This window comes from Kitasatospora sp. NPDC001309, from assembly GCF_042896295.1.
Taxonomy (GTDB): domain Bacteria; phylum Actinomycetota; class Actinomycetes; order Streptomycetales; family Streptomycetaceae; genus Kitasatospora.
Genome location: NZ_JBIAXC010000012.1, coordinates 120,415 through 140,265 on the forward strand (window position 1 = coordinate 120,415; position 19,851 = coordinate 140,265).

At 74.0% G+C, this 19,851-nt stretch carries 19 protein-coding genes; 12 read left to right on the plus strand and 7 right to left on the minus strand.

What is annotated here, in order from left to right; all coding sequences use genetic code 11:
• The first annotated feature begins 4 nt into the window (after window positions 1–4).
• Window positions 5–202, plus strand: coding sequence for a hypothetical protein (locus ACFY2K_RS15260; RefSeq protein ID WP_375886969.1), 198 nt, complete (start codon window positions 5–7; stop codon window positions 200–202).
• A 587-nt stretch (window positions 203–789) separates the two neighbouring features.
• Window positions 790–1,059 carry a hypothetical protein gene (locus ACFY2K_RS15265; protein ID WP_387711706.1) on the plus strand — a complete coding sequence of 90 codons (270 nt, stop codon included), beginning with the start codon at window positions 790–792 and terminating at the stop codon, window positions 1,057–1,059.
• A gap of 7 nt (window positions 1,060–1,066) precedes the next feature.
• Here ACFY2K_RS15265 and ACFY2K_RS15270 read toward each other — a convergent pair whose 3' ends face one another.
• From ACFY2K_RS15270 to ACFY2K_RS15280, 3 genes are all read right to left on the minus strand, one after another.
• Window positions 1,067–2,146: a hypothetical protein gene (locus ACFY2K_RS15270; RefSeq protein WP_380592069.1), complete on the minus strand. Its 1,080-nt coding sequence runs from the start codon at window positions 2,144–2,146 to the stop codon at window positions 1,067–1,069.
• Window positions 2,147–2,159: 13 nt separating this feature from the next.
• On the minus strand, window positions 2,160–3,101 hold the full coding sequence (locus ACFY2K_RS15275) for an NAD-dependent epimerase/dehydratase family protein (RefSeq protein ID WP_387711708.1): 942 nt from the start codon (window positions 3,099–3,101) through the stop codon (window positions 2,160–2,162).
• Window positions 3,102–3,165: 64 nt separating this feature from the next.
• Window positions 3,166–4,290, minus strand: coding sequence for a DegT/DnrJ/EryC1/StrS family aminotransferase (locus ACFY2K_RS15280; RefSeq protein ID WP_375886979.1), 1,125 nt, complete (start codon window positions 4,288–4,290; stop codon window positions 3,166–3,168).
• 390 nt (window positions 4,291–4,680) lie between these two features.
• Between ACFY2K_RS15280 and ACFY2K_RS15285 the strand changes: the two genes are divergently transcribed.
• The 4 genes from ACFY2K_RS15285 (at window position 4,681) to ACFY2K_RS15300 (ending at window position 10,048) form a co-directional block, all read left to right on the plus strand.
• Window positions 4,681–6,897: an MMPL family transporter gene (locus ACFY2K_RS15285; protein WP_375886981.1), complete on the plus strand. Its 2,217-nt coding sequence runs from the start codon at window positions 4,681–4,683 to the stop codon at window positions 6,895–6,897.
• Between the two features lie 251 nt (window positions 6,898–7,148).
• Entirely contained in the window at window positions 7,149–8,612 is a 1,464-nt protein-coding gene (locus tag ACFY2K_RS15290) for a sensor histidine kinase (protein ID WP_387711710.1), read from the plus strand.
• Complete coding sequence (locus ACFY2K_RS15295) at window positions 8,609–9,283, plus strand: response regulator (protein WP_380592073.1); 675 nt, start codon at window positions 8,609–8,611, stop codon at window positions 9,281–9,283. The genes ACFY2K_RS15290 and ACFY2K_RS15295 overlap by 4 nt, the downstream gene beginning before the upstream one ends.
• Before the next feature lie 117 nt (window positions 9,284–9,400).
• Window positions 9,401–10,048 carry a hypothetical protein gene (locus ACFY2K_RS15300; protein WP_375886986.1) on the plus strand — a complete coding sequence of 216 codons (648 nt, stop codon included), beginning with the start codon at window positions 9,401–9,403 and terminating at the stop codon, window positions 10,046–10,048.
• 86 nt (window positions 10,049–10,134) lie between these two features.
• On the opposite strand, the gene ACFY2K_RS15305 is transcribed toward ACFY2K_RS15300, so the two are convergent.
• Together ACFY2K_RS15305 and ACFY2K_RS15310 are read right to left on the minus strand one after the other, a co-directional pair.
• On the minus strand, window positions 10,135–10,884 hold the full coding sequence (locus ACFY2K_RS15305; protein ID WP_380639670.1) for a DUF4097 family beta strand repeat-containing protein: 750 nt from the start codon (window positions 10,882–10,884) through the stop codon (window positions 10,135–10,137).
• Window positions 10,885–11,061: 177 nt separating this feature from the next.
• Complete coding sequence (locus tag ACFY2K_RS15310) at window positions 11,062–11,892, minus strand: SAM-dependent methyltransferase (protein WP_380528576.1); 831 nt, start codon at window positions 11,890–11,892, stop codon at window positions 11,062–11,064.
• Window positions 11,893–12,136: 244 nt separating this feature from the next.
• Between ACFY2K_RS15310 and ACFY2K_RS15315 the strand changes: the two genes are divergently transcribed.
• The 6 genes from ACFY2K_RS15315 to ACFY2K_RS15340 all read left to right on the plus strand — a co-directional run bounded on the left by ACFY2K_RS15315 (window position 12,137) and on the right by ACFY2K_RS15340 (window position 17,682).
• Window positions 12,137–12,484 carry a PRC-barrel domain-containing protein gene (locus ACFY2K_RS15315; protein WP_375886992.1) on the plus strand — a complete coding sequence of 116 codons (348 nt, stop codon included), beginning with the start codon at window positions 12,137–12,139 and terminating at the stop codon, window positions 12,482–12,484.
• A 99-nt stretch (window positions 12,485–12,583) separates the two neighbouring features.
• The gene (locus tag ACFY2K_RS15320) at window positions 12,584–12,850 is read left to right on the plus strand and encodes a metal-sensitive transcriptional regulator (protein ID WP_030553044.1); all 267 of its coding nucleotides are present in this window, start codon (window positions 12,584–12,586) and stop codon (window positions 12,848–12,850) included.
• Window positions 12,851–13,209: 359 nt separating this feature from the next.
• Window positions 13,210–14,643, plus strand: a complete 1,434-nt coding sequence (locus tag ACFY2K_RS15325) for an endonuclease/exonuclease/phosphatase family protein (protein ID WP_387711714.1) — start codon at window positions 13,210–13,212, stop codon at window positions 14,641–14,643.
• A gap of 14 nt (window positions 14,644–14,657) precedes the next feature.
• Entirely contained in the window at window positions 14,658–16,658 is a 2,001-nt protein-coding gene (locus ACFY2K_RS15330; protein WP_387711716.1) for a phosphocholine-specific phospholipase C, read from the plus strand.
• 96 nt (window positions 16,659–16,754) lie between these two features.
• Entirely contained in the window at window positions 16,755–17,228 is a 474-nt protein-coding gene (locus ACFY2K_RS15335) for a VOC family protein (protein ID WP_387711718.1), read from the plus strand.
• 4 nt (window positions 17,229–17,232) lie between these two features.
• Window positions 17,233–17,682, plus strand: coding sequence for an SRPBCC domain-containing protein (locus ACFY2K_RS15340; protein ID WP_375887002.1), 450 nt, complete (start codon window positions 17,233–17,235; stop codon window positions 17,680–17,682).
• Between the two features lie 33 nt (window positions 17,683–17,715).
• Here the strand turns inward: ACFY2K_RS15340 and ACFY2K_RS15345 are convergent, their stop codons facing one another.
• The gene (locus tag ACFY2K_RS15345) at window positions 17,716–18,963 is read right to left on the minus strand and encodes an aromatic acid exporter family protein (protein WP_387711720.1); all 1,248 of its coding nucleotides are present in this window, start codon (window positions 18,961–18,963) and stop codon (window positions 17,716–17,718) included.
• A 59-nt stretch (window positions 18,964–19,022) separates the two neighbouring features.
• Window positions 19,023–19,769 carry a polyprenol monophosphomannose synthase gene (locus ACFY2K_RS15350; RefSeq protein ID WP_375887006.1) on the minus strand — a complete coding sequence of 249 codons (747 nt, stop codon included), beginning with the start codon at window positions 19,767–19,769 and terminating at the stop codon, window positions 19,023–19,025.
• Window positions 19,770–19,851: the final 82 nt, after the last annotated feature.

A 19,851-nucleotide genomic window follows, 5' to 3' on the forward strand; every position in this document is an offset into this window, starting at 1 on the left:
AGCCATGCCCGACTGGTCAGGCGGACTGGCGCACGCGATCGCGGCGGCCGGCATCGTCACGGCGGCCCTCAGCGGAGCCGTCGCGCCGGACGCCGACGCCCAGGCCCAGGCGGGCCCGGACCGCTACGGCACCGCCACCGCCACCGTCCAGGGCGCCCAGGACATCCGGGACACCCAGGGCCCGACCTACATCCCGGCCTAGGGTCCGCGCCCGGAAGCCCCCGGGGCCCCCGGAAGCGCCTGGACCAGGGCCTTGCCGACGCTTTACCCTCCCGTGAAGCCGTCCGACCGCACCCGATGCGGTCGGCAATTCCAGGTGGGGGTCGGAGAGTTGTCGAAGCGGTTCGGAATCCGTGTCGGGCCGGCGGCCCTGGCGTCCGTGCTGCCGGTGGCGGTCGTGGGGGTACTCGTTGCGGGGGCGCTCGTCTCGGGCTGCTCGTCGGCCGGCGGGGACGGTCCGGCCGCGACCGCCCCGACCCCGGCCCGACTGCGCTCGGACACCGAGCCGTTGCAGCGCCGCTTCCCGGAGCTAGGGCCTGTCCGGCGGATCTTGCCAGGCGCGCGACGCCGGGCATCCCGCCTGGACGCACGCCCGAATCGCCCAAGTACGTCCAGTACGAGGCCGACTCGGGCGCACGCCCAGCCGGGCGCCCAACGCCGCGCGCTGATCTGCCAAGATCCGCCGGACAGGCCCTAGGCCCGCTGTCCGGGGCGACGTGGGTCGGCGCGGTGCTGGGCGGCGGGCCCGGTGACGCCCGGGCGGCGGTACCGGGCCCGACCGATGTGCGCGTGGACGGCTTCGCGGGGATCGAGCCCGCCACGCTCGCCGCGATCACCGGGAGCGGGAGCGGCAGCTGGCAGCCGGGGCCGCTCGGCTGCCAGGGCCTCCCGGACGTGCTGGAAAGGGAGTTGGGCGACGGCCGGCAGGCGACCTGGCTGCACAGCGAGGACTACGACCGCTCGGTCACCCACAGCCGGTACACCGGGTCGTTCTTCTTCGACCGGGAGCGCAGCCGGGTCTTCTTCTGCACGGTGAACCCCGAGGCCCACGGCGGCTGAGGGCCGCTCACCCCAGCCCCACCCGTTCCAGGGCCGCGCCGAAGCCCTTGCTCCAGGCGTCCGGGGTGGCGCCGGGCGAGGGGTCGGGCTCGGGCCGGCCCAGCGCGGCCAGCGCGTTGCGGACCACCTCGGCCGGGCGCGCGGTGGCCACGTCGGCGTGGCCGAGCTCCAGTTCGTGCTGGAGGTTGTCCCGCCCGTGGCCCTGGACGACGTCGAGCAGCAGCAGCCGGCGCCCGAGGGCCCTGGCCTCGCTGCAGGTGTCGCCGGAGCTGGTGACGACCAGGTCGGCGGCGGCCATCAGGGCCGGGATCCGGTCGGTGTAGCCGAAGGCGTGCAGCCGCGGCTCCCGGCGGGCGGCCGCCCGCAGCCGCAGTTCGAGCTCCCGGTTGCGCCCGGCCACGGCGAGCACGTGCGGCCCGGCGGCGGCCAGCGAGGCGGCGGTGCGGGCGATCGGCCCGAGCCCCCAGGAGCCGGACATCAGCAGCACGCACCCGGCGTCCGCCGGCACACCCAGGTCGGCCCGGGCCTCGGCCCGGCCGGGCGGCCGGTAGAACGGCTGCCGCAGCGGCGCGGGCAGCACGGCGACGTCGGCGTCGGGCCGGTAGCGGCGCACGGCGCAGGCGGCGACCTCGGAGGTGACCAGGAACAGGTCGGTGCCCTCCTGCACCCAGAGCCGGTGCGGGGTGACGTCGGTGCAGAACACGAAGTGCCGGAACTCCCGCCCCGGCAGCCGGTTGACCGCCGAGCTGGCGGTGGCGAACACCGAGACCACCAGCTGCGGCCGCTGCGCCTCGACGAGCGCGCCGAGCGCCGGGACGAGTCGGCTGCGCGCGGCCGCGTCGGCGAGCAGGGCGAGCCGGGCGCCCGGGCGCAGCGCCGAGAAGTGGAACGCGTCGTAGACCCCGGGCAGGTCGAGCAGCCGCCGGAAGACGGCTTCCCCGGCGGCGCCCGACCGCTGCCCGAGCAGCGCCATCGCGTCCACGGTGGCGGTGCTCCAGCCGCGCTCGCGCAGGGTGTCGGCGCAGGCCTGGGCCATCACGTCGTGGCCCTGGCCGAGCGAGCCGGAGACCAGCAGGGCGTGCGGCATCGGGCGTTCCGGGTCAGCCGGCGGGGGCGGCGGCGCCGGCCCGGTACCAGTCGGCGTAGCGGTGCACGCCGTCCGCGAAGTGGGTCCTCGGCGACCAGCCGAGCAGCCGTTTCGCCTGGGCGGAGGAGATCCGCCGCCCGGTGTAGTCGGCCTTGCGCCCGTCGATGTGCTCGATGGTGACCGGCCCGAGCAGCCGGTCGACGGTGTCGGCGATGTCGCGCACCGAGACGGCCGTGGAGCCCTCCAGGGCGAAGGTCTGGTCCTCGGCGGCGGGGGAGAGGGCGCGGACGTGGGCGTCGGCGAGGTCTTCGACGTAGACGAAGTTGCGGCTCTGCCGGCCGTCCCCGGCGATGGTGATCGGCCGCCCCTCCAGCGCGGCCTGGACGAACCGGGCGACGACCAGTTCGTCGCGCATCCGCGGACCGTACGGGATGCCGTAGCGCAGGATGGTGAAGTGCTGCCCGTAGAGCTCGCGGTAGCTGTGCACCAGCATCTCGGCGGCGAGTTTGGTGGCCACGTACAGGTGCCCGCTGTGTTCCAGCTCGATCGGTACGTGCTCGTCCAACTCCTGTTCCCCGCCGTCGAGTTGGTCGTCGGTGAGGGCTGCTCCGTAGACCCAGACGGTGCTCGCCAGGACGGTGCGGCTCAGTCCGCTGCGCCGGGCGGCCTCCAGGACGGCCTCGGTGCCGTCGATGTTGGTCCGCACCGCCCGGACGGGGTCGGCGGACACCTGCTCGACGTCGGCCATCGCGGCCAGGTGGTAGACCACCTCGCTGCCGGCCAGCGCCGAGGTCAGCGCGGGCAGGTCGAGGATGTCGAGGCGGGCGTGTTCGGCGTCGGGGTTGAGGTACTGGTCGGTGGTGTCCACGGCGAGCACCTCGTGGCCGGCCGCGATCAGGTGGTCCACGACGTGTGAGCCGATGAACCCGCAGCCCCCGGTGACGGCTATCCGCACGGTCTTGCTCCTTTCGGTCCGGCTGTCCGGTCTGTCCGGTCTGTCCGGCTACGCGGCAGGCCGGCTAGCCGGCCATCCGCCGGTGCACGGTGGAGACGGCCTCGACGACCAGCTCCGTCTCGTCCTCGGTCATGTCGGAGTGCACCGGCAGGCAGACCTGCCGGGCGCAGACGTCCTCGGCCACCGGCAGCGGACCGCCCCGGTAGGGGGCGAGGACGGGCTGGAGGTGCAGCGGCAGGTCGTAGACCTCGCCGGACATCCGCACCCCGTACTCCTCGGCCACCGCCTTCTTGAAGGCGGCGCGGTCGACGCCGGGCGCCAGCAGCGCCACGTACTTGTAGTAGTTGCCGCGGCTGCCGGGCGGTTCGAGCACCGGCCGCAGGCCGTCGACGCCGGCCAGTGCCGAGTCGTAGCGGCGGGCGACGGCCCGGCGGGTCTCGATGAACTCCTTGAGCCGGCGCAGGTGCACGGCGCCGACGGCGGCGTGCAGCTCGCTCATCCGCCAGGAGTACCCGAGCCGGACGTGGTGGTTGGTGCCGAAGGAGCCCTTGCCCTGGTCGCGGTGGATCCGGGCCTCGTCGCGCAGCTCGGGCGACTCGGTGAGGATCATGCCGCCCTCGCCGCTGGTGGTGACCTTGGTCGGGTAGAAGGAGAAGGCCCCGGCCAGGCCGAAGGTCCCGGCGGCCCGGCCGCCCAGGCTGCTGCCGTGGGCGTGCGCGGCGTCCTCGACCAGCGGGATGCCGCGCTGGTCGCAGAGCTCGCGCAGGGCGTCCACGTCCGGCGTGACGAGCCCGCCGATGTGGACGAGTACGACGGCTGCGGTATCCGGGGTGAGGGCGGCGGCCAGGGTCTCCGGGGAGAGCGCCAGGGTGGCCGGGTCGACGTCCGCGAACACCGGGCGGCCGCCCGCGTGCACCACGGCGCCGGCCGTGGCGTAGAAGGTGACGGCGGGGACGACCACGTCGCGGCCGCGCACGTCGACACCGCGCAGGACGATCTCCAGGGCCGCCGTGCCGCTGCTCACCGCGACGGCGTGCGAGGCGCCGTGCTCGGCGGCGAAGGCCTGCTCGAACCGCTCGGTCCACGGGCCGAGGGTGAGGGCACCGGTGGTGAGCATCTCGGTCACGGCGTCGGCGACGGCAGCGCGGTCGTTCTCGTCGAACACGATGCGGGCGGCTGGCACGCCCATGGGGCACCTCCGGCGGCGGGCTGGGGTCAGCACCGATCGGGACGGGTCGGCCCGGACCGGGGCAAAACGGTCGGGCCAGTGGCCCATCACGCTACTGGGCCGGGGCGGTCGCGGCCCGTCGTCACCCGCCGGCCGGGTGACCCGGGACTGCTCCCGCCGCAGGCCAACGGGCTGCTCCCGGCTGCTCCCGGTGCGGGGCGTGCGCTCCTCCGTACGGGGGAGGGCCCTACTGCGTCCGCAGTACGCAAACGGCCTGCGCAGGGACGACGACGGAGCAGGGGTCGGCGATCAAGGATTGGTCATGCTGCGAGCGGACCGCCTCCGGGGGCCCGTTCCCGCACCCGTCCCCTCCGCGCACCTGCTTCCGAATCCGAAGGAGCCCGTTCCCCCGTGGCAACGATCCTGTACCGCCTTGGCCGATGGGCCTTCGCCCGGCGCCGGCTGGTGACCCTGCTCTGGGTCGCCGTGCTGGCGCTCGCCGGAGTCCTGGCGGCGAAGGCGCCCGCCGCACCCGACGACGGATTCTCGATGCCCGGCACGGAGGCGCAGAAGGCCTTCGACCTGATGAACGAGCGCTTCCCCGGCGGCCACGCCGACGGCGCCTCGGCCCGCCTGGTGTTCGTCGCGCCCTCCGGGCAGAAGATCACCGCCGGGCCGAACCAGCAGGCCGTCGAGAAGACGGTCGCCGAGCTCGCCCACGGCGAGCAGGTCACGGCCGCGGTGGACCCGTTCAAGATGCCGGGCGCGGTCTCCAAGGACGGCTCGACGGCCTACGCGACGGTCAGCTACTCCGCCAAGGCGGGCGAGGTGTCCAAGGGCGCCACCGACGCCCTCCAGCAGGCCGCCCAGCACGGCCGGGACGCCGGGCTCAAGGTCGAGATCGGCGGCAACGCGCTGATGGCCAAGCCCGACGCGGGCGGCAGCAGCGAGGCGATCGGCATGGCGCTGTCCGCCGTCGTCCTGGTGATCACCTTCGGTTCGCTGGTCGCCGCCGGCCTGCCGCTGCTCACCGCCGTGATCGGCGTCGGCCTCGGCATGTCGCTGATCACCGCGTTCGGCAGCGTGCTCGGCCTCTCCTCGACCACCGGCACGCTCGCCATGATGCTCGGCCTCGCGGTCGGCATCGACTACGCCCTGTTCATCGTGTCCCGCTACCGGGCCGAGCTCGCCGAGGGCCGCACCCAGCAGGAGGCGGCCGGCCGGGCCATCGGCACCGCCGGCTCCGCGGTGGTCTTCGCCGGCCTGACCGTGGTGATCGCCCTCGCCGGGCTCTCCGTGGTCGGCATCCCGATGCTCGCCAAGATGGGCATGGCCGCCGCCGGGACGGTCGTCATCGCCGTGCTGGTCGCGCTCACCCTGGTGCCCGCGCTGCTGGGCTTCATCGGCCGCCGGGCGCTGCCCCGCAAGACCCGCAAGGCCCAGGCCGACGGCGACGGCGCGGCGCGGCCGGTCGGCGCCAAGGAGAACGGCGGCTCCCGCTGGGCCCGGTTCATCGTGCGCCGCCCGCTCGCGGTGCTGCTGCTCGGCGTGGTCGGCCTCGGCGTGCTCGCCGCTCCCGCGCTCGACCTGCGCCTCGGCCTGCCCGGGGACGAGGCCAAGCCCACCTCCACCACCCAGCGCCGTGCCTACGACCTGCTGTCCGAGGGCTTCGGCCCCGGCTTCAACGGGCCGCTGACCGTCCTGGTGGACGTCAAGGGCACCGCGGACCCGAAGGCCGCCGCCGGCGAGGTCGCCAAGAGCGTCTCGGCCGTGCCGGGCGTGGTCACGGTCACGCCGCCGATGTTCAACAAGGCGGGGGACACCGCCCTGCTCAACGCCATTCCGGCCACCGGCCCGGCCGAGAGCGCGACCAAGGACCTGGTCCACACCATCCGCGGCCAGGCGGCCGGCCTCAAGGCCTCCACCGGGGCGACGGTGCTGGTCAGCGGTACGACGGCGATGAACATCGACGTCTCGCAGAAGCTCAGCGACGCGATGCTGCCCTACCTCGCCGTGGTCGTCGGCCTGGCCGTCCTGCTGCTGCTGGTGGTCTTCCGCTCCGTCCTCGTCCCGCTCAAGGCGGCGCTCGGCTTCCTGCTCTCGGTGGCCGCCGCGCTCGGCGCGGTCGTCGCGGTCTTCCAGTGGGGCTGGCTGGCCGACCTGATCGGCGTGGAGCAGACCGGTCCGGTGATGAGCATGATGCCGATCTTCATGATCGGCGTGGTCTTCGGCCTCGCCATGGACTACGAGGTGTTCCTGGTCACCCGGATCCGTGAGGCCTTCGTCCACGGCGAGGAGCCGGGCGAGGCCATCGTCACCGGATTCCGGCACAACGCCCGGGTGGTCACCGCGGCCGCCTTCATCATGATCGCCGTCTTCGCGGGCTTCATCGGGATGAGCGAACCGATGATCAAGATGATGGGCCTGGGCCTCGCCGCGGCCGTCGCCTTCGACGCCTTCGTGGTCCGGATGACGATCGTCCCGGCCGTCCTCGCCCTGCTCGGCCGCCGCGCCTGGTGGCTGCCGAGCTGGCTCGACCGCCTGATACCCGACGTCGACGTCGAGGGCAGCAAGCTGCACACCGCCGCCCCCGAACCGGCACCGGCCAAGGAGCCGGTCACCGTCTAGGTCCTGTCCGGGCCTGGGCCCGGCGCACCCGGTGACACCGGGCCCGGCCCGAGCACCCCTCGGGCCGGGCCCGGCGCCACCCGGCTCGGACAACGGTTCGAGCCCCACCCGTTACCGTTGCTGTCGGGGCCGCCGTCCGCGCGCAGGCCCCGGCTCGGCGTTCCGCACCCCGCACCGGGGCGCGGCGCGACACCGACTGGCAGAACCCGGCGAGGGTGCCGCCAGGGCACCCCGACCCGGAGAACAGGACGATGAGCGACACCTGGCAGCGCCTGCGCCGTGAGCACCCCCGGGCGTTCGACATCGCCGGCGGCACGGCCCTGATCGGGATCACCGCCCTCGGCGCCACGATCGACCAGAACAGCGGGCGCTTCGCCCCGGTCGACCTGCCCACCGGCCTGCTCGCCCTGATCGCCGCGGTGGTCGTGTTCTTCCACCGCCGCCACCCGCGCGCCGTGGTCGCCGTCACGCTGCTCTGCACGATGCTGCTCGCCGTGGTCAGCCCCCGGCTCACCCCGACGCTGGCGACCCCGCTGCTGCTCGCGCTCTACTCCCTCGCCACCCGCACCGACCGCGCCACCGCGCTGCGCGCCTCCATCGTCACCGCCGTCCTGCTCAGCGGGATATCGCTGTTCCTCGGCCCCGGCGGCCCGCTCGGCGAGCGGCTCGGCGTCCTCGCCTGGGCCCTGCTGCCCGGCGCCCTCGGCGATTCCATCCGCAACCGCCGCGCCCACCTCGCCGCCATCGAGGAACGCGCCGAGCGCGCCGAACGCACCCGCGAGGAGGAGGCCCGCCGCCGGGTCGCCGACGAGCGGATCCGGATCGCCCGCGACCTCCACGACGTCGTCGCCCACCACATCGCCCTCGCCAACGCCCAGGCCGGCATCGCCGTCCACCTCATGGACAGCCACCCGGTGCAGGTCCGCGAGGTGCTCAGCCACATCACCGACGCCACCGGCTCCGCCCTCCAGGAGCTGCGCGCCACCGTCGGCCTGCTGCGCCGCGCGGAGGAACCCGCCCCGCTCGAACCCGCCCCCGGCCTCGACCGGCTGCCCGAGCTGATCAACGCCTTCGAACGGGCCGGCCTGCCGGTGCGGCTCGCCGTCGAGGGGGAGGCCCGGCCGCTGTCGCCCGGCGTCGACCTCACCGCCTTCCGGATCGTCCAGGAGTCGCTGACCAACGTCGCCAAGCACGCCCACGGCGCCGACGCCGAGGTCACCCTCTCCTACAGCGGCAGCCGGGTCGCCGTCAGCGTCGCCAACAGCCGCCCGACCAGACCCGGGCGCCCCCGCACCGCCCTGCTGCCGCCGCCCGCCCCGGGCGAGAGCGGCTTCGGCCTGATCGGCATGCGCGAACGGGCCGGTGCCGTGGGCGGCCGCCTCACCGCCGACCGGCAGTCGGACGGCGGCTACCTGGTCACCGCCGAACTCCCGCTGCGCACCGGTGCCCGGGAGGACGTCGCGCCCCCGGCGGTGGACACCGCCCGGGCCGTGAGCACGCCCGGACCGGGCCACCCGGCCGGGCCCGCCGCCAGGGACCGGCCCGCCCACGCCTTCTGGCGCGACTGCACCGTCCGGCCCGTCCGCCCCACCGGCTCCGGCCACCCCACGGACTCCGACCGCCCCACCGGCCCCGTCGGCTCCCCCGACCGGGCCGCCCCCGCCGACCCGACCCGACCCGATCACGCCATCCGGAAGGACAAGGACCGCGCATGACCATCCGCGTGCTGCTCGCCGACGACCAGGCCCTGCTGCGTGGCGCCTTCCGGATGCTGATCGACGCCGAGGAGGACATGGAGGTGGTCGGCGAGGCCGCCGACGGTCGGGAGGCGGTGGAACTCGCCCGGGCCACCAAGCCCGACCTCGTGCTGATGGACATCCGGATGCCCGGCGCCGACGGCCTCGGCGCCACCGCCGAGATCTGCGCCGACGAGGAGCTCTCCGGCACCCGGGTGCTCATCCTCACCACCTTCGAGATAGACGAGTACGTGGCCCAGGCGCTGCGCGCGGGCGCCGGGGGCTTCCTCGGCAAGGGCGCCGACCCGAAGGAACTGCTCGCCGCCGTGCGCACCGTCGCGGCCGGCGAGGCCCTGCTCTCGCCCGCCGCCACCCGCGCCGTGATCGAGCAGTTCCTCGCCCAGCCCGACCCGGCCGCCGCCGCGTCCGCCGAGCGGCTGGCCGTGCTCACCGCCCGTGAGCGCGAGGTGATGTCGATGGCCGCCACCGGGCTCACCAACGAGGAGATCGCCGAGCGGATGTTCGTCAGCCCGTTCACCGTCCGGACCCATGTGCACCGGGCGATGTCCAAGCTGGACGCCCGGGACCGCGCCCAGCTCGTCGCGATCGCCTACCAGTCCGGGCTGGTCCCGCCCGGCCGCCCGGTCTGACGCGACGTCAATCCTCCGTCGCGGAAGCCGTTCAAGATCCGGTCCTGGCCGAAAACCGACTCCGAACTGGTGTATCAGCGAGTAGTCTTCCGATGACTCAGAATGAGGAGGATGTTCGTGGAAACCAAGGACACGGCCGGCGAGGTGCGGATTCTCCAGCCGTTGCCCGAGCGCACGGGGGGCGGGTCGCAGGCGTTCGAGCTGCGGCTCGCACGTCTGCTCCGCGTGCTCGGGGCCGAGGTCGCGACGGGGGCGGACTACGCCGGTGCGGCCCGATGGGAGGTCCACAAGGCGCTCACCGGCCGGTCCGAGCTGCCCGAGGAGTACTTCGAGCCGCTGTTGGAGGCGGCGGTCCACGACCCCAACCCGAGCTTCAACCGCCGCTTCGTCGAGCCCGCCCTGATCGCCTTCGGCCAGCGCCGGGTCCGGCTGGCCCTGCTCGACTACCTGCGGACCGGCACCAACCCGGAGCGGGCGGGCGCCGCCCGGGCCTGGTACTGGACGGCGCTGACGGTCCGCGGTGGCCGGCACGCGACCGCCGACGAGGGCGCCACGGTCCGCGACAGCTGGAACCGGGCCGCACTGCGGGAGTTCGTCGGCAACGAGGACCTGGACGTCCGCCGCTGCATCCTGCCCGGCCTGCCCCTGGTGCCGCGCGCCTACCCGGCCGACCTGCACACCCTGGTGGAGGCGGCGGTCACCATCGCCCGCTCCCACCCCGACGAGTACATCCGCCACCGCGCCGAGGTCCAGACCGCCCTCTGACCCTCCGGCCCTCTGCCCCGCCCGCTCCGGGTGCGCGCGGACCGACACGCGCCCCCGGAGCGCCGGCGCCCCCGGCCCGGGGCCGGTCAGCCGGTCTTGACGGTGATGTCGCCGATGTCCGTGCCCAGGTCCAGCTTGTACTTGCCGTTGGGGTCGTTCTGGACGCCGATGTGCTTCTCGCCGATGTCCGTCCCGGCGCTCACGTGGTAGGAGCCGGCGGGGACGGTGACGTGGATCTCGCCGTTGGAGGTGCTGGCCTTGATGTCCTGGGCCTTGCCGGGGGTGAGGTTGATCCCGCCGTTGTCGGTCTTGGCCTGGATCCGGTCGCCCTTGAGCGAAGTTCCCTTGATCTCACCGTTGTTGGTGCGCACGTCGACCGAGCCGGCGGCCTGGTCGACGGAGATGTCCCCGGCGTCGGTGTGGACGGAGACCTCGCCGATCTGGGAGAGGTGGATCCCGCCGGCGGAGGTGCCGCCGCTGACCGGCAGTCCGGCGGGCAGCTCGACGGTGTAGTCCACCGAGCAGTTGTGCCCGCAGCCGCCGAGGACCAGCACCCCGCCGTCGACCCGGGTGCTCGTGCCGGGCTTGCCGCTGTGGTACGTGATCTTCCGGTGGACGGAGACGCCCCCGGTGCCGGTCCTGCCGTGGACGGTGACGTCCCCGGAGGAGTTGTCGAGCTTGACCGCGGTGACCTTGTCGGACACGGTCGCGTCGTCGCTGAACGAGGTGCCGACCGGATCGCAGGCGGTGAGCACCGCGGTGGCGAGCCCGGCGGCCAGGGCGACCCCGGCGTAGCGGTAGGTGAGTCGGTGGACGTGGCGGCGGTCGTGGACCATGGTGGTTCCCCCCAAGTCATGCGCGTGCGTGGCGTGCTGACCCCGTGCGACCGCCCCGCTCCGGAGCCGTCCCGACGACAGTAGCCGGGGCCCCTGGGCCGGGGCGGTGGTAAAAACCCCCCAATCGGCACTCCGGCCAGCACCACCCCGTTCCACCGCACCGCATGTGACGCCGAGTCAGGTCTTGCGCGCCACCGCGCCGTACATGCCCACCCGCTCCGCGCCCGGGGCCGGTTCCCCCTCCGGCCGCCAGAGCGGAACGGTGACCACCCCGGGCTCCAGCAGCTCCAGCCCGTCGAAGAACTCCCGCACCTGCTCCCGGCTCCGCCCGACCAGCGGCGCGGTCGCCTTGTCGTACACGCCGGTGACCCGGTCCCGCACCGCGGCGGGGATGAAGTCGGCCGTGCCGTGCGAGAGCACCAGGTGGCTGCCGGACGGCAGGGCGGCGAGCAGCGTGGCCACCGCCCGGTACGGCTCGTCCTCGTCGCGCAGGAAGTGCAGCACGGCGGCGAGCACCAGCCCGACCGGCCGGGAGAAGTCGAGCAGCCCCTCGGCCCGGACGGCCTCCAGCACCGCCGCCGGCTCCCGCAGGTCGGCCCGCAGCACGGTGGTGCGTCCGGGCCCGGAGCCCGCCATCAGCGCGCGGGCGTGGCTGAGCACGATCGGGTCGTTGTCGACGTAGACGACCCGGGCGGCCGGGTCCACGGCCCGGGCGATCTCGTGGGTGTTGCCGGCGGTGGGGATGCCGGTGCCGACGTCGAGGAACTGGTCGACGCCCAGCCCGGCGACGCAGCGCACCGCCCGGGTCAGGAAGCCCCGGTTGGCCCGGGCGGTGGAGCGGAACTCCGGGTTGGCGGCGAGCGCCTTCTCGGCGGCGGCGCGGTCGGCGGGGAAGTTGTCCTTGCCGCCCAGGTAGTAGTCGTACATCCGGGCCGGGTGGGGCGTGTCGGGCCGCAGGTCGGCCGGTATCCGGGGGTCGCCGGACTCCCACATGCTCGTGTACCCCATGCCTGCCGCCCCTCTGGCCGTCCCGGCCGGGGTGCTCCCCGGGCGGGCTGTTCCCGAACGTCGGCGGACAGCCTAAAGCCCAGGTCAGTGCCCTGGTGGCGGTTGGCCGGCTCGCCCCCGTATGTCCCTTTCGTGGTGCCCCGGCGGCGGTCCCGGCGGAGGATGGGAACTCCGGGGGCCGGCGGCAGGGGCCGACGGCAGTGGCAGCGCGTGACACGGGAGGTCCGGGTCCATGGGAATCGCTATGGCAGACATCCGCGAGTGGCGGGGCCAGGACGTGGTCGACGAGAACGGCAAGCGGATCGGCACGCTGGAGTCGGTCTACGTCGAGACGTCCACCGACGAGCCGTTCTTCGCCACCGTCACGATCGGCGTGATGGCCAAGCGCCGCCTGGCCTTCGTCCCGCTGGAGGGGGCGGTGGCCGGTCCGGCCTACCTGCGGGTGGCGCACCCGCGGAGCAAGGTCAAGGACGCCCCGGCGATCGGCACCGACGACATCCTGCCCGCCACCGACGAGCCCGAGGTGTTCGCGTACTACGAGCTGCCGTACGCGACGGGCGCCGCGGGCGAGCGGCGGCTGGCCCGGCGCTGATCCCGCCGCCCGCTGCGGGACGATCTTCGTCCGGTCGGGAATGAATACCCCACCGGGTACACTTGTCCATCGACAGTCGAGGTGAAAGGTGGCCCGGACATGCAGGTGGACGAGGAGGCGGTCGGCGCGGTCCTGAACCGACTGCGTCGGGCCCAGGGCCAGTTGGCCGGGGTGATCGCGATGATCGAGGCGGGGCGGGACTGCAAGGACGTGGTCACCCAGCTCGCCGCCGTCTCGCGCGCCCTGGACCGGGCCGGGTTCAAGATCGTGGCGAGCGGGATGCGCCAGTGCATGGCCGCCGCCGACGAGGACGGCGCGCCGATGAGCGAGGCCGAACTGGAGAAGCTCTTCCTCGCCCTGGCCTGATCGCCCGAGCCCGAGCCCGAGCCCGAGCCCGAGCCCGAGCCCGAGCCCGAGCCCCGGCCCTGGCCCGCGGCCCCGCCCGCAAGGCCGCACCGCGAGCCCGCCCCCGAGGGCCGCGACGGATCACCCGTCGCGGCCCTCCGCGCATGTCCGGAGCCGGTCGCGCCACGGAGTTCCCGAACCGCCCGATGCCCCGTCACGCGCCGTTCACGTCCCGGTCGCTGACCTTCGGATGAATGAGCCCGCCCCTAGTTGTACAGCCAACTGCGGGCATCCTCCCTCCCAGCCTCCGTGACCAGCCGCGTGCGGCCCCGGCGCCGTCCCCCGGCGGACCGGGCCCGTCGGCGGCGGACAGGACAACCGTGGCCGCAGGCAGCGCCCTGACCCCGACCTCATCCGGCAGCCCCGCCGAAGGCGACCGGCTCACCTTCCACTGGACCACCGATGCCCCCGACGCCAAGAACTGGGTCGGCATCTACGACGGCAGCCGCCAGCCCGGCACCGGCTCCTCGCTGCTCTGGAAGTACACCCCCGGCACCTCCGGCGACGTCCAGCTCGACACCTCCGCGCTGACCGGCGGCCCGTACACCGCCTACCTGCTGGCCAAGGACGGTTACGGCATCCTGGCCCGGACCGCCCCGTTCAGCTTCCGCCCCAAGCCCCCGGTGGTCCGCCCGCACGCCGTCGTCGACTCCTTCACCGCCACCCCGGTCGCCCCCGGCGCGGCCGTGCGGATCCGGCTCGGCGGCCTCTGGTCCCGCCCGGCGGGCAACGCCCCCGGCTCGGCCGCCTACCGCAAGCTCGGCGGCGCGGCCTGGGCCTCGGTCGCCGCCGACGGCACGATCACCGGCACGGCGCCCGCCGCCGCCCGCAACCCCGAGCTGGTCGTGGTCGGCGTCAAGGACAGCACCGGCGCCACCGACACCGTCACCGTGCTCGTCCCCGTCGTGGACCAGGCCGCCCCGCCGCGGCTCAAGGCCGCCAGCTGGAACCTGCACGACGCCGGCAACGGCTGCACCGACGCGCTGGAGAAGCAGCTGCGGGTCGTCCTCGCCCAGGGGCTGGACGTGCTCGCCCTCCAGGAGACGGCCGGCGAGCGGGCGAAGACCCTGGCCGACGCCCTCGGCTGGTACTCCCTCCAGAGCCCGGGCAGCGTCGGCATCCTCAGCCGCTACCCGCTCACCGAACCGACCGCGGCCACCGCCGAGTTGCCCGCCGTCGCGGCCACCGTCCAGCTGCCCGGCGGCCGCGCCGTCCGGTTCTGGGCCGCACACCTCGACGAGGCGGGCTACGGCCCGTACGCCGTGCAGGACGGTGCCACCGCCGCCCAGGTGCTGGCCGCCGAGAACGCCTCGCTGCGGCTCAAGCAGGCCAAGGCGCTGGCCGCCGCCGTGCGCGCGGACGCCGCCCGGCGCCTCCCGGTGGTGCTGGCCGGCGCGCTGTCCTCGCCCTCCCACCTGGACTGGACGGCCGCCACCGCCGCCGCCCACCAGGGCGTCGGCGCGCTCGCCTGGCCGGTCACCAAGGAACTCGAGGCCGCCGGGCTGACCGACACCTTCCGCGAGGAGAACCGCGACCCGGCCAAGGCCCCGGGCGCGACCTGGTCGCCCACCCGCAAGCGCCGCGGCGACCGCCCCGAGCCGCAGGACCGGATCGACGTCGTCCAGTACACCGGAGCGCTGAAACTGGTCGAGGCGCACACCCTGGTCGCCGACTGGCCCCAGCCGGAGCCGAACACCGCCGCCAACGAGTGGCCCTCCGACACCGCCGCCGCCGTCGCCACCTTCCAGCTCTGAGAGGCCAGTTCGTGATGTCCGAGCTCTCCCGCCGCACCTTCGTCGGCGCCTCCGCGGCCGTCGGCGCCACCGCTCTGACCGGCCTGGCCGCCACCCGGGCCGACGCCGCTCCGGCGGCCCCCGCCCCGGCCGCCGCGCCTGCCACCGCCCTGACCGGCACCGTGAAGGACGTCAAGCACGTCGTCGTCCTGATGCAGGAGAACCGCAGCTTCGACCACTACTTCGGCACCCTGAGCGGTGTCCGCGGCTTCGGCGACAAGCAGGCGCTCCAGTTCCCGGACGGCACCGACGTGTTCCGCCAGCCCGATGCCCGCCGCAGCGACGGCGGGGCGATGCTGCCGTACCGGATGGACACCTCGAAGTACAACGCGCAGAACGCCGGCGGCCTCGCCCACGACTGGGCGACCGGCCACCAGGCCATCAACAACGGCGCGATGAACAAGTGGATCGCCGCCAAGGGCGAGCGCACCATGGGCTACTTCACCCGGGAGGACATCCCCTTCCAGTACGCCCTGGCCGACGCTTTCACCCTCTGCGACGCCTACTTCACCTCGCTGGCCGGCCCCACCGACCCCAACCGGCTCTACCTGTGGACCGGCACCTCCGGCCCCGGCCGCGACGGCACCACCGGCCCCTGGATCGACAACACCCCGGTCACGGACAACCCCGTCGCCGACTGGACCACCTACGCGGAGCGCCTCCAGACGGCCGGCGTCAGCTGGCGGGTCTACCACAACCCCAGCAAGGACGACCGCACCGGCGACTACGACGACAACGCGCTCTCCTACTTCAAGCAGTTCCACAACTTCCCGCAGGACGACCCGCGTTACGTCAACGCGATGACCAAGTTCGACCCCACCGACTTCGACCGCCACTGCAAGGACGGCACCCTGCCGACCATCTCCTGGCTGGTCGCGCCGTACCTGTTCTCCGAGCACCCGGAGGCCGGCCCGGCCTACGGCGCGCACTGGGTCAACCAGGCGCTGCAGTCGCTGATGTCCAACCCCGAGGTCTGGCAGCACACCGTCTTCCTGGTCATGTACGACGAGAACGACGGCTACTTCGACCACGTCGTCCCACCCACCCCCGAGCCCGGCACCCCCGAGGAGTTCACCCAGGGCCGCGCCATCGGCCTCGGCAACCGCGTCCCGCTCTGGGTGGCGTCCCCCTGGTCGCGCGGCGGCTGGGTCAACTCCCAGGTGTTCGACCACACGTCGGTGCTGCGCTTCATGGAGGTGGTGACCGGCGTGGCCGAGCCCAACATCTCCGCCTGGCGCCGGGCCGTCTGCGGCGACCTCACCAGCTGCTTCGACTTCGCCGCCCCGGACACCTCGATCCCGAAGCTGCCGGACACCAACGCCCTGATGGCCAAGGCCGACGCGGGCACCAAGCTGCCCGGTGTCGCCCTCCCCGCCACCGGCGCCCAGGCGATGCCCGTCCAGGAGCGCGGCGAGCGCCCGCACCGCCCGCTGCCCTACCAGCCCTGGGCCGACGTCGCGGTGGACCGCAGGAGCGGCAAGGTCACCTGCACCATGAGCAACGACGGTTCGGTGGCCTTCCCGTACACCGTCTACCCGAACATCCTGCTCCCGTTCGCGGGCACCCCGTACACCGTCGCCCCCGGCGCCAACGCCACCTACGTCTGGGACGCGGCCGCCACCGACGGCCGTTACGACTTCACCGTGCACGGCCCGGACGGCTTCGTGCGCCGCTTCGCCGGGACGGTCGTCCGGGACGGGCAGGACGGCCAGAACGACATCGGCGTGCCGATCGTCACCGCCGACCTGCACGGCAGCCTCAGGCTCACCCTCCAGGTGGCCAACGACGGTCTGACGGACGTGGCGTTCACCGCCGCGCCCAACGACTTCGCGGGCAGCCCGCAGACCGTCTGGGTCAAGCCCGGCAGGCAGGTCGACCTGTCCTGGCCGCTGGACAAGCAGGGCCGTTACGACGTCGTGGTCACCGCCCACACCGGCCAGCGCTTCGTCCAGCGCTACGCGGGCTGGGTGCACTGACCCAGGGGCGTGCCGAGACCGGCCGGGGGCGCCGAACCGGTGACCCCCGGCCGTGGCTCGGCCGCGCTGTCGGAGCCCGCCGCTACCGTCGGGCCCATGCAGAGAATCACCACCTTCCTCTGGTTCGACGACCAGGCCGAAGCCGCCGCCGCCCTCTACACCTCGCTGTTCCCCGGCTCCGCGATCACCAAGGTCACCCGCTACGGCGAGGGCGCCCCCGTGCCGGCCGGCACGGTGATGACCGTCGAGTTCGAACTCGCCGGCCGGCCCTACACGGCGCTGAACGGCGGCCCGATGTTCCGTTTCACCGAGGCGATCTCGCTCCAGGTCGAGTGCGAGGACCAGCGGGAGGTCGACGACCTCTGGACCAAGCTCACCGCCGACGGTGGCGAGCCGGGCCCGTGCGGCTGGCTCAAGGACCGCTACGGCCTCTCCTGGCAGATCACCCCGCGCATCCTGCTCGACCTGGTCGGCGGCGAGGACCGGGCCAAGGCCGACCGGGTGACGGCGGCCATGATGCGGATGGGGAAGATCGAGATCCAGCAGCTGCTCGACGCGGCCGGGGGCTGAGGCCGTGACCGCCTTCCGCCACCGCAGCACCGTCTACCTGCGCGCCACCCCGGAACGGGTCTGGCACGCGCTCACCAACGCCGACGAGTCCGGCCTCTACTGGGGCCACCGCAACGTCTCCACCTGGCTGCCCGGCGAGCCCTGGGAGCACCGGCGCACCGACGACTCCGGGATCGCCGACGTGATCGGCACCGTCGAGGTGGCGGACCGCCCGCACCGGCTGGTCACCACCTGGGGCGGACCGGAGGGCGAACGCCCCGGCGGGCCCTCCCGGGTCACCTTCGAGCTGCGGCACTGGCAGGACCTCACCCGGCTCACCGTCACCCACGAGGACCTCGCCGACGAGCCCGAGCGAGCGGACGCCGAACGGGGCTGGTCGGCGGTGCTGTCCAACCTCAAGACCTACCTGGAGACCGGCCACCCGCTGCCGCAGCAGCCCTGGCTGATGCCCTGACCTCCACCGTCCCCCGGCCTCCCGTCACCCGGATCAGCGCCCGGCCCCCGCCGCCGGGCGCTCCCGTTCCTCTTGCCGCCGGCCGCGGCGGGCGCGGCGCAGCCCGGTGAGGCGGGAGAACCGCTCCCGGCCGGCCAGCGACGCCCGGTCCAGCTCCTCCATCAGCCGCCGACTGCGGTGCTCCAGGTCCAGTTCGTCCAGGATCCGGTCGACCTCGGCCAGCATCGCGCCGTGCAACTGCCAGGCCTCCGGGTGCTGTTGGACCTTGCGCAGCAGGACCTGGGCGACGTTCTCCCGGCACGTCCAGGCCGCCGCCAGCTCGGCGGTCAGCCGTTCCTCCGCCTCCTCGGCGTTGCGGCTCACCTGGGTGGTGACCAGCACCGCGAAGCTGACCATCGCCCCGCCGACGTGCGCCAGCAGTTCCTCCAGCCCGACCGCGACCTCCGGCGGGAACAGCCGCTCCGACGGTCCGCGCCGCTTGGCCAGGTCGGTGACCGAGCGGGCCAGCACCCGGATCACCACCACGCAGATCTCCAGGGTGTCCAGCCCGGTGCGCAGCACCAGCCGGGAGAGCAGGCCCTCGCTGATCCGGGGGTTGAGGCGCAGGCTGTCCTCGGCCTGGCGCAGCGCCGCGTCCACGTCCGCGATCGCCTGGTCGAGCCGCCGGGCCTCGTGCAGCCGCTCGGCGGCCCGGGCCACCGGGGTGGGGCGGCCCAGCTGCTCGGAGATGTCGACCAGCAGCTGACGGGCCCGCCGGGCCAGGTCCTCGATCGACTCGCCGGCGGTGTCCACCCAGACCGGCGGGGCGAACAGCAGGTTGAACAGCAGGCCGACGGCCGCGCCGATCAGCGTCTCCAGCACCCGGTCCCAGGCCTGGGAGGTCAGTTTGGTGACGCCGAGGATCAGCATCGCGCTGATCGCGACCTCCTGGACGAACTCCTCGACCCGGACGTAGCGCCCGATCACCAGGGAGGCCAGGATGATCAGCCCGAGGCTCCACCAGGAGAGCCCGACCACGGCACTGAACCCGATCGCGATCAGCACCCCGACCACCACCGAGACCACCCGGCGGACGCTGGTCTTGAGCGTCGAGTAGACGGTGACCTGGACCACCAGCAGCGCGGTGAGCGGTGCCGTCAGCGGCGCGGGCTCGCTGCTGAGCCGGGTGGCCACCGCGTACGACAGGGTGGCGGCCACGGTGGCCCGCAGCGTCTGGACGGCGAACGGGTCCCGGGCGGCGCGGCGGACCAGGGTCGTCAGGGACTCCGGGAGAAGGGCCATGACGGCCTTGTTCCCCGCACCAGCCACCCGCACCGCCCGCCGCGGCCGGGACTACTCGTTCAGGCCCCCTGGCCCTCGCGGTTGAAGCGCAGCTTCCAGGGCGCGAGCGCGGACTCCACCTGCACCCCGATGCTCATCTTGGAGGCGCCCTCGATCCGCTCCTCGAAGCGGATCGGCACCTCGCGGATGGCCAGTCCGTGCTGGACCGCCCGGTAGTTCATCTCGACCTGGAACGAGTACCCGTTGCTCTGCACGGTCGGCAGGTCGATGGCCCGCAGGGCGCTGGCCCGCCAGGCCTTGAAGCCTGCGGTGGCGTCCCGGACGCCCAGGCCGAGGATCGCGTTGACGTAGAAGTTGGCCCAGGCGGAGAGCGCCTTGCGGTGCCAGGGCCACTCCGCGGCGGTCGAGCCGCCGGGCACGTAGCGGGAGCCGAGCACCACGGCGGTGCCCTGGTCGGCGAGCAGGGTGCCCACCATCGCGGGTATCGCGGACGCCGGGTGCGAGAGGTCGGCGTCCATCTGGACCACGACGTCGGCGCCCTCGTCCAGCGCCCGGGCCATCCCGGCCAGGTAGGCGCGGCCGAGGCCGTCCTTCTCGGTGCGGTGCAGCACGCCGACGGTGCCCGCGGAGTCGGCGGCGAGCTTGTCGGCGATCTCGCCGGTGCCGTCGGGGGAGTTGTCGTCGACCACCAGCAGGTGCAGGTTCGGCACCGCGAGGTCCGTGAGGAGCCCGGCGAGGACCGGAAGGTTCTCCCGCTCGTTGTACGTGGGGACGACGACAACGACCTTCGGGGAGGCCTCGACCATGTTCTGTTTCCCTCGTGCCCTCGCCGGCCGGCACCCCGTGCCGCACCGGTCGGTTGTCCTGGACGACCTTCGCTGCTGTCAG

What these genes read in the sequence shown, in the direction of transcription:
- ACFY2K_RS15345 (WP_387711720.1), bottom strand. Translation starts at nt 18,963, where the DNA reads ATGGCCCTTCTCCCGGAGTCCCTGACGACCCTGGTCCGCCGCGCCGCC.
- ACFY2K_RS15270 (WP_380592069.1), bottom strand. Translation starts at nt 2,146, where the DNA reads ATGCCGCACGCCCTGCTGGTCTCCGGCTCGCTCGGCCAGGGCCACGAC.
- ACFY2K_RS15320 (WP_030553044.1), top strand. Translation starts at nt 12,584, where the DNA reads ATGCAGGTGGACGAGGAGGCGGTCGGCGCGGTCCTGAACCGACTGCGT.
- ACFY2K_RS15290 (WP_387711710.1), top strand. Translation starts at nt 7,149, where the DNA reads ATGAGCGACACCTGGCAGCGCCTGCGCCGTGAGCACCCCCGGGCGTTC.
- ACFY2K_RS15315 (WP_375886992.1), top strand. Translation starts at nt 12,137, where the DNA reads ATGGCAGACATCCGCGAGTGGCGGGGCCAGGACGTGGTCGACGAGAAC.
- ACFY2K_RS15305 (WP_380639670.1), bottom strand. Translation starts at nt 10,884, where the DNA reads ATGGTCCACGACCGCCGCCACGTCCACCGACTCACCTACCGCTACGCC.
- ACFY2K_RS15260 (WP_375886969.1), top strand. Translation starts at nt 5, where the DNA reads ATGCCCGACTGGTCAGGCGGACTGGCGCACGCGATCGCGGCGGCCGGC.
- ACFY2K_RS15335 (WP_387711718.1), top strand. Translation starts at nt 16,755, where the DNA reads ATGCAGAGAATCACCACCTTCCTCTGGTTCGACGACCAGGCCGAAGCC.
- ACFY2K_RS15310 (WP_380528576.1), bottom strand. Translation starts at nt 11,892, where the DNA reads ATGGGGTACACGAGCATGTGGGAGTCCGGCGACCCCCGGATACCGGCC.
- ACFY2K_RS15295 (WP_380592073.1), top strand. Translation starts at nt 8,609, where the DNA reads ATGACCATCCGCGTGCTGCTCGCCGACGACCAGGCCCTGCTGCGTGGC.
- ACFY2K_RS15330 (WP_387711716.1), top strand. Translation starts at nt 14,658, where the DNA reads ATGTCCGAGCTCTCCCGCCGCACCTTCGTCGGCGCCTCCGCGGCCGTC.
- ACFY2K_RS15350 (WP_375887006.1), bottom strand. Translation starts at nt 19,769, where the DNA reads ATGGTCGAGGCCTCCCCGAAGGTCGTTGTCGTCGTCCCCACGTACAAC.
- ACFY2K_RS15280 (WP_375886979.1), bottom strand. Translation starts at nt 4,290, where the DNA reads ATGGGCGTGCCAGCCGCCCGCATCGTGTTCGACGAGAACGACCGCGCT.